Origin of the sequence: Streptomyces sp. S3(2020) (assembly GCF_013044505.1) — a bacterium.
GTDB lineage: Bacteria > Actinomycetota > Actinomycetes > Streptomycetales > Streptomycetaceae > Streptomyces.
The window spans coordinates 1-6,876 of record NZ_JABERD010000338.1 but is presented as its reverse complement, the minus strand read 5'-3'; the positions used below and the strand labels follow the sequence as shown (position 1 = coordinate 6,876).

The following is a 6,876-nucleotide window of genomic DNA, read 5'->3' as shown; positions in this document are numbered from 1 at the left end:
GGGTGGGGCCGGGGCAGGTGTGGCACTGCGGCCAGTCGAGGCAGGCCGGGCAGAGGTCTTCACCGACAGCAGTGCCGGGCCTGCCGCATCCGGTGCATTCAACGAGCGCCCGGTAGGTCAGGGCCTCGGTCACGCTGCGGGTTATAGATGCCGTGGAGGTCCTCGCGTCCGGCGGCGCCTCCCACGGTGTTTCCTCGTCGAGGACGTCGTCGTGGCGATGGGGGATCATGGTGGCGGGCGGCGGGTATGCCTGAGCGGCTCGCAGGCGGGCGGCGATGATCGCTCCGACGGAGTTGCGCACCGGCTGCGGCAAGGGCTGGCCGGTGATGACGTGCTGCAGCTGCTCGCGGCTCCAGCCGATGTCCATCATCACCGTGCAGATGCGGCCCTGATCGGTCAGCGCCTTCCCGGTCAGCAGGAGTTCGGGATGGCTCGCTGCGATCTCCGACAGCAGGCGGATGCCGGGGTGGAGTTCGTCCGCCGGCGGCACGGGTGCGGTCGCATCCGGGGCTGGTGTCCCGCTGGAGGCGTGCGCGGCGTCGCCGCGCTCGCACGGACGGAGGGAGCTGGTGTTCTGCTGAGTGGTGTTCTTTCTGTTGGTGTTCTTAGTGGGCCGCTCAGCCAATGTAGGTTCATCCACTGGTGGAAAACCCGACTCTGGTTGCGACCTGGGGTTTTGCAGGGCCGGTAGCTCAGTAATGTGGTAGGCGGCCGGGCCGAGGGTCCCACGGGGGCTGCGCTCGCGTTCGCGGGCCAGGAAGCCGTGCTTCTCCAGCTCCTTCAGCCCGCTCTTGACCGCTGACTCGCCCTCACGGCTACGGCGCGCCAGGGCGGTGACGGTGATGCGCCAGCCATCCCGGTGCGTGGACAGCAGCCCGAACAGCCCCTTGGCCTTGAACGACAATCGGGCATCCCGGAACAGCGCGTTGGCGATCTGCGTGAACTGAACGGCCGCCATCACGCCCCGCCGGACCCCCGCCACCGTGCCGCCACCCGATGCGGGGTCGAAAGCCATGGACCCCAGGCCGGCTTCGATCAGGGCGAGGTCGACGGTGGCCGGGCGGTCGGTGATGCAGTAGACGATCTTGGCGAGCGTGCCGTCCGGGCGGCGCAAGCGTTCCCGGATCAGGTAGCCGTGCGCCTCCAGCTCCAGCAGGCTGGCACGGACCGCGTCCCGCCCGTCGGGCCCTCGGCGCACCAGGTCGTCGATCGTCACCTGCCAGCCGCTGCGGTGCGTACTGACATAGCCGAAGATCCCCTTCGCCCTCAACGACACCCGTGGGTCGCGGAACAGCGCGTTGGCGATCTGCGTGAACTGAACGGCCGCCATCACGCCCCGCCTGATCCCCGCCCCCGAGCCGCTCACTCCTGTGCCCCTCGCCCCACCCGCGCACGGCGACCGCGGCGGCGCACCAGGTCCAGAGCAGGGCGGCCGGGGCCCAAGAGTGTGGTGGAGCGTGTGTATGCCATGTCGTCAGCTCACCGAGCACCCCCGACCGGACTGGCGACCACCAGAGCCGACCACGGATCACGATCCAGCAACACCCGTTCTGGACTGCCGTGGTGGGACTACCGGTCGAACCGACCACGACCCGTCCGTCCCGGTGCGCACGGTTACGCATCCACAGGGCGCGGTGCGCAGATACCTGCGCATCCGCAAGCTGGGGAGTGCGCAGCCGAGCTGTGCACAGGGGCGAGGTGCGTGCGCAGTCGGATGTGCGCGACGCAACGGCTGCGCACCGGATCGGGGTTCGTGCGCAGTTGGCCCGTGCACGAGGGCTGCGCACTCGGCTCGGGCAGGGCTGGTGTTCTCGTGCGCAGATACAGATGTTGCTGTGCGCAGACGCTGCCGCCGCCCGAGGCACAGGACGTCTGCGCAACGGAAGAACGGAGCCCGAGAGCCGCGCAGCACGCACGGCTCACGCCCGTCGTCGCCCCCGGGTTGGTGCCGGACCGGATGAGCAGCCGTCGGCACGCGGCGGGGGTGTGGTTGGCGTGGTGGTCGGTTCGACCGGAACGCCGACCACCGGCTTTGTGTCCTCATCGTGACCGTGGTCGGGCCTTCATGGTCGGTGGTCCGGTCGGGGTCGGGGGGTTTCCTCCCAGTCAGCAACATCCGTACTGACCTGGGAGATTGCCCATGTCCCGTAATAAGCAGGCTCCGCCGCAGGAGGCGGCTGCTCCGATGGCGGCCGGCGTGGAGCTGCACGCGATGCGGCGCCGCGTCCGCCTGTCCCGTGTGGTGCTCTGGGCCCTCATCGCGGCCGGCCCTATCGCCCTGGGCCTGTCCCTCACCTCCATCTCCGCCTCGAGTGCAGTCGCCGCGGCCGCGCCAGACCCGCCCACGGCCACAGTGCGCACCACGGCGGTGCCCGCCGACCCGTCCGGCTATTCGCAGCTGTTCATCAACACCTGGCTGCGCAGCAGCGCGGACGACCTCGCCAGTGCGCAGGCGCGGCTTGCGCAGTCGATGGCGCCCAACGTCGAACTGCCCGACCCGGTGCCGGATGCGCAGTCGACACCGGTGTCGGTGACGGCGGTGCGCAGTGCGCAGAGCGCGCAGGGGGTGTGGTCGGTGACAGTGGCTGCGCAGTATGCCGACGGCCGGGTGCGGTATTACGCCGTGCCGGTCGCCGCCGATCGCGCAGGTACCTCGTTCACCGTGACCGGTGCACCGGGGGTGGTGGCCGGGCCCGTCCGCGCCGAGGCGCCGACATCGGTGTACGGCGTGCGTGTCCCGGAGGGGGATCTGTCGTCCGCCGTCGGGGAGTTCCTCGCCGCCTATCTGTCTGGGGCCGGGGAAGTGGAGCGCTATCTCGCGCCCGGCGTGGAGCTCACCGCGGTCTCCCCCGCTCCGTACACGGCGGTCGTGGTCCAGGAGGTGTCGGCCGTCCAGGAGGCGGCGGCTGGCACACAGGTGCCGGCCGACGGCACGAAGGTCGGTGTCCTGGTCCAGGTGGAAGCCCGGGACGCGGACGGACGGTGGCCGCTGGCCTACGAACTCGCTCTCGCCTCCCGCTCCGGTCGCTGGGAAATCTCCGCAATGGAGTCCGGCACCGCCCAGAGCGGAGGTGCCCGGTGACCGGCGGGAACGGCGTAGTACTCGCAGGCAAGTTGGACGATCTCGGCGACGCGTGGATCACCATGCTCCAGGACTGGGCGACCAAGGGTCTGCAGGCCGGGCTGCTCGCCCTCGTCGTCGTCATCATGATCCAGAAGTTCAGCCTGAAGGCCGGGATCGGCTCCCTGCTGTTGATGATCGTCGCGCTGGGGTTGTACAACTCCCGCGAGGACCTTGCGAACATGTTCGAGGACGAGGTCAAGAACCCGGCCCAGAGCGCGCCTGTCGTCCCCGGGGTCGTCCAGAGTCCGGATCCGGCCGTGCGGGAACACGCCTTCGGTGCAGGGGACCTGCTGTGAGCGCGGCCGCCCGGGTGGGGCGCTACTACACCTCAGCCCGCCGCCATCCCTGGGTGCTGGGGAGGGTCGCGGACTGGAAGATCCCGCTGGGCCCGTACACGCCCGCGCAGATCGCGCTCGCCGTGGTCGGCGGGTTCCTGCTGGTGAAGACCATCAGCTGGTGGTCGGTGCTGGGGCCGCTCCCGGTCGCGGCCTGGCTGCTGGCGATCTGGGCGATCCGCCGCCCGAGGATCCGGGGCCGTGCCCCGCTGCCGGCTGCTGTGGGCTGGGTGTTGCTGGAGTGGCAGCCGAAGGGAGGCCGGATCGGCGGGCGGGCGGCCCGCGACCGTGCTGCCCGCCCCTTGCTGGGCGGCTTCACGCTCGAGGAGATGCCGCATCCGGCGCTGTCGGTCCCGCGTGCGGATCCAGCTCAGCGGGCAGCCGGCCGAGTGCGGCACCGAGGTCCGCTCGTCGCGCGCCCATCGTCACCCCGCCGCACGGAGCCGGCTGCTCCCGCGACGGTACGGGCGGGAGCAGCAGCGGGCGTGGGGCCGGTGTCGGGAGTGCAGCGCCTGCTCGCGCGCACCGGGCCGGGCGGGGGTGTGCGGTGAGGGTGCCGTTGCGTCATATCGCCGGGCACCTGGTGTGGTCGGCGCAGGGCAGCGTATGGGCTCTGTACCGCCTGCATCCGGGCCCGGACGCGTGCGGCCAGGTTGAGGAGAGCGTCCAGGGCACCCATGTGTCCGCCGCGGCCCGCGACGAACAGCTCGCCAAGATCACACACATGGTGCGTTCCCTGTCCGGGACGCCGCGGCTGTTCGGGCTGGCCGCCCAGGTCGATCCGGGCGAGATCGCCTTGAAGATGATCGAGGGCATCGAGCCGGCCGGCACCGCGCCGGGCGCTGACCATCCGTGGGTCCAGAGCGTCGAGGCCACCCTGGATCTGCTGGACGACCAGGAGATGCACCGCCGCACCCTGTGGCTGGCCATCCCCCTGCAATCCGAGACGGCCGGACTGCCCGTGGCAGCCTCGCTCAGCGCAGCGTGGGCGGAGCTCGCCGCGCTGCTGGGCATGCGGCCCGCGCCGGTGGCACGGAGCGAGGTGAGGGCGTATCGCGAGCAGGCGTCCCGGGTGGAAGCCGCGCTGGCCGGCGGGATCGCATTCCGTCCGGCCTGCCCGGCGGAAGTCGTATGGGTGATCCAGCACGCCGTGCACCGCGGCGTTGTGGAACCGCTGCTGGCGCAAGCGGAAGCCAGCGGTCTGTACGGCGGGCACCTGCATGACGGAGTGCTGCGCTCCCCCAGCTATGCCGACCTCGGACAGGTACGCCTGCAGGAAGGCGGCATCGACCCGCAGCTTGACGACGTCGGCGACCTCAAGAGCACCGGCCGGATCACCCGGTCGGGCCGCACGGCCTGGTGGCGGACCAAGGGCACCTCGCCGCTCAGACGGCGCTGGCTGCAGGTGGAATCCGACGCCGGGACCGGCTACCAGGCCCATCTGGCGCTGGCCGAGTGCCCGCCCGCGGTCAGCCAGGATGCCGCCGATCTGTTCGCCCAGCTGGAATCCCTGGACTTTCCCGTCGACTACACCATCGATCTCACCCTGGTGCCCGCCGAGAAGGCCCGGGCGCAGGTGCAGCGCAAGAAGAACGAACTCATCGACCAGGCCGACCAGTACGACGCCCGCCCCACCGGCATGCCCGCATCGCTGAGCGAGGCCGCCCGGGATCTGGGCGAGCTGGATGCGCGGCTGTCGCGCACCAGCGTGGAGGTCGAGGTGCAGTCGGTGACCGTGCTGACGGTGTGGGGGCCGACCGCCGCCGTCTGCGACTCCCGCGCCCGCGCCCTGGCCGCCCTGCTCAGCGGCGCTGATTACCGGGCGGTGCACCCGGCCGGCCTGCAGGAAGCCCTATTCACCCTCGGCCTGCCCGCCACTGTGCGGCCCGGCCTGGTGCGGGAGTTCACCCAGCACCAGGTCAGCGAGGACTGGGCGCTGTCCGGGGCCTTCACGACCGGGGAGGTCGGCGACCCGAACGGCATGTTCCTCGGCATCGACTTGGACTGCGGCACCACCCGCCCCGTCATGATCAACGTGGCGGATGCGCCGAAGCAGGATGCCTCGGCCTCCATGGGCATCGTCGGCGACCTCGGGGCGGGCAAGAGTGTCCTGCAGAAACTGATCGCGGAGGCGGTGTGGGCGCGCGGCGGCTGCGCCATCTGCATCGACCGCACCCCCGTGCGCGAATGGGCGACGTTCGCCCGCACCGCCACCGGCGGCCGTGTGCAGATCATCGACGCCGCCAGGGCTGAGGTGTCCATCGATCCGCTGCGCATGTTCACCGGCCCCGAGGGGCGTCACTACGCCTTGTCCTACCTCACCTTGCAGCTGGGCATCGGCCCGATGAGTACCAGCGGCGAGGTCCTGCACCACGCTGTCGAACACGCCGCCGCCGGCCACAGCCCGTCCATGCACCGGGTGGTGGAGGTCCTGGAGGAGCTGGCCGCCGGTGAGGCGGGCAGACGGCAGGACGCGGCCGCCACCCTGGCCGGCCTCATCCAGGTGGTCGCCTCCAACCCGTTGGCGGCGATGGTCTTCGACCCGGCGCTGCCGCCGGTCCAGTTGGACGCCTCCAGCGCCCACGACATGATCGTCATCACCACGACCGGGCTGAAGCTGCCTCCCAAGGCCGCGTTCGCCAACCCGGAGGTGCTGCACCAGCAGCCCCTGGAAGCGCTGATCGGCCGGGCGGTCCTCTACCTGATCGCGGCGATCGCCCGCCAGACCGCCTTCGAGGACCCCAGGCGGTTCACCTCCGTGGTCCTGGACGAGCTGTACTGGCTCACCTCCTCGGCCGAGGGGACCGCGCTGGTCCACGAGATCCTCCACGACGGCCGCAAACACGGCGCCGGACTGCTCGCCGGCTCGCACGACGCTGGGGAGCTCGGCCCCGACCGCGGCCTGATGGCCTACCGCGCCCTGGCCCGCACCACCGACCGTGAACGCGCCCGCCGCGGCCTGGAATTCATCGGCCTGGACCCCGATGACCCGGAGCTGCTGCGGCTGGTGACCACCGGCCTGTCCCCCGTCGGACACAAGGGCAGACAGGGCGAGTTCCTGCTGACCTGCCCGCGGCAGAACACCGGCCGCATCAAAACGATCATCCCCCGCATCCCGCGCATCGCCGCCTCCATCACCACCACCCCCGGGCGCCGCACCAGCACGACGAACGCCGCGGTTGTCCCGGACTCCGGCGAGGCCGCCGGTCCCCCGCAGAAGGAACACACCTGATGACTGCCTGTGCGCCCTTGTCCCCCGCCCGCATGCGGCGCGTTGCCGTGGCGGCGAGTGCGCTGAGCGTGCTCGCCGTCGCTGCCACCGTTCTCGCCCTGGTGGTGGGGGCGAGCCTGCCGGAACCGTGGTGGCCACGGACCGGGGCCGCGTTCGCCGCCGAGCCCTCCGCCACCCCCTACCCC

At 71.3% G+C, this 6,876-nt stretch carries 5 protein-coding genes and 1 pseudogene; 5 read left to right on the top strand and 1 reads right to left on the bottom strand.

Annotated elements, in window-relative coordinates; translation table 11 throughout:
* Window positions 1-1,366: hypothetical protein (locus tag HLK59_RS46840; protein ID WP_171147791.1), on the bottom strand; the 1,366-nt coding region annotated here is incomplete at its 3' end.
* A gap of 774 nt (window positions 1,367-2,140) precedes the next feature.
* Between HLK59_RS46840 and HLK59_RS46835 the strand changes: the two genes are divergently transcribed.
* The 5 genes and pseudogenes from HLK59_RS46835 to HLK59_RS46815 form a co-directional block, all read left to right on the top strand.
* Window positions 2,141-3,082 carry a conjugal transfer protein gene (locus HLK59_RS46835; protein WP_171147790.1) on the top strand — a complete coding sequence of 314 codons (942 nt, stop codon included), beginning with the start codon at window positions 2,141-2,143 and terminating at the stop codon, window positions 3,080-3,082.
* On the top strand, window positions 3,079-3,420 hold the full coding sequence (locus HLK59_RS46830) for a hypothetical protein (protein ID WP_171147789.1): 342 nt from the start codon (window positions 3,079-3,081) through the stop codon (window positions 3,418-3,420). The genes HLK59_RS46835 and HLK59_RS46830 overlap by 4 nt, the downstream gene beginning before the upstream one ends.
* The gene (locus tag HLK59_RS46825; protein WP_171147788.1) at window positions 3,417-4,010 is read left to right on the top strand and encodes a hypothetical protein; all 594 of its coding nucleotides are present in this window, start codon (window positions 3,417-3,419) and stop codon (window positions 4,008-4,010) included. The genes HLK59_RS46830 and HLK59_RS46825 overlap by 4 nt, the downstream gene beginning before the upstream one ends.
* Window positions 4,007-6,691: an ATP-binding protein gene (locus HLK59_RS46820; RefSeq protein ID WP_171147787.1), complete on the top strand. Its 2,685-nt coding sequence runs from the start codon at window positions 4,007-4,009 to the stop codon at window positions 6,689-6,691. Before HLK59_RS46825 ends, HLK59_RS46820 begins: the two co-directional genes overlap by 4 nt.
* A pseudogene (locus HLK59_RS46815) lies at window positions 6,691-6,876 on the top strand (hypothetical protein); the annotation flags it as partial. The gene HLK59_RS46820 and the pseudogene HLK59_RS46815, both read left to right, overlap by 1 nt.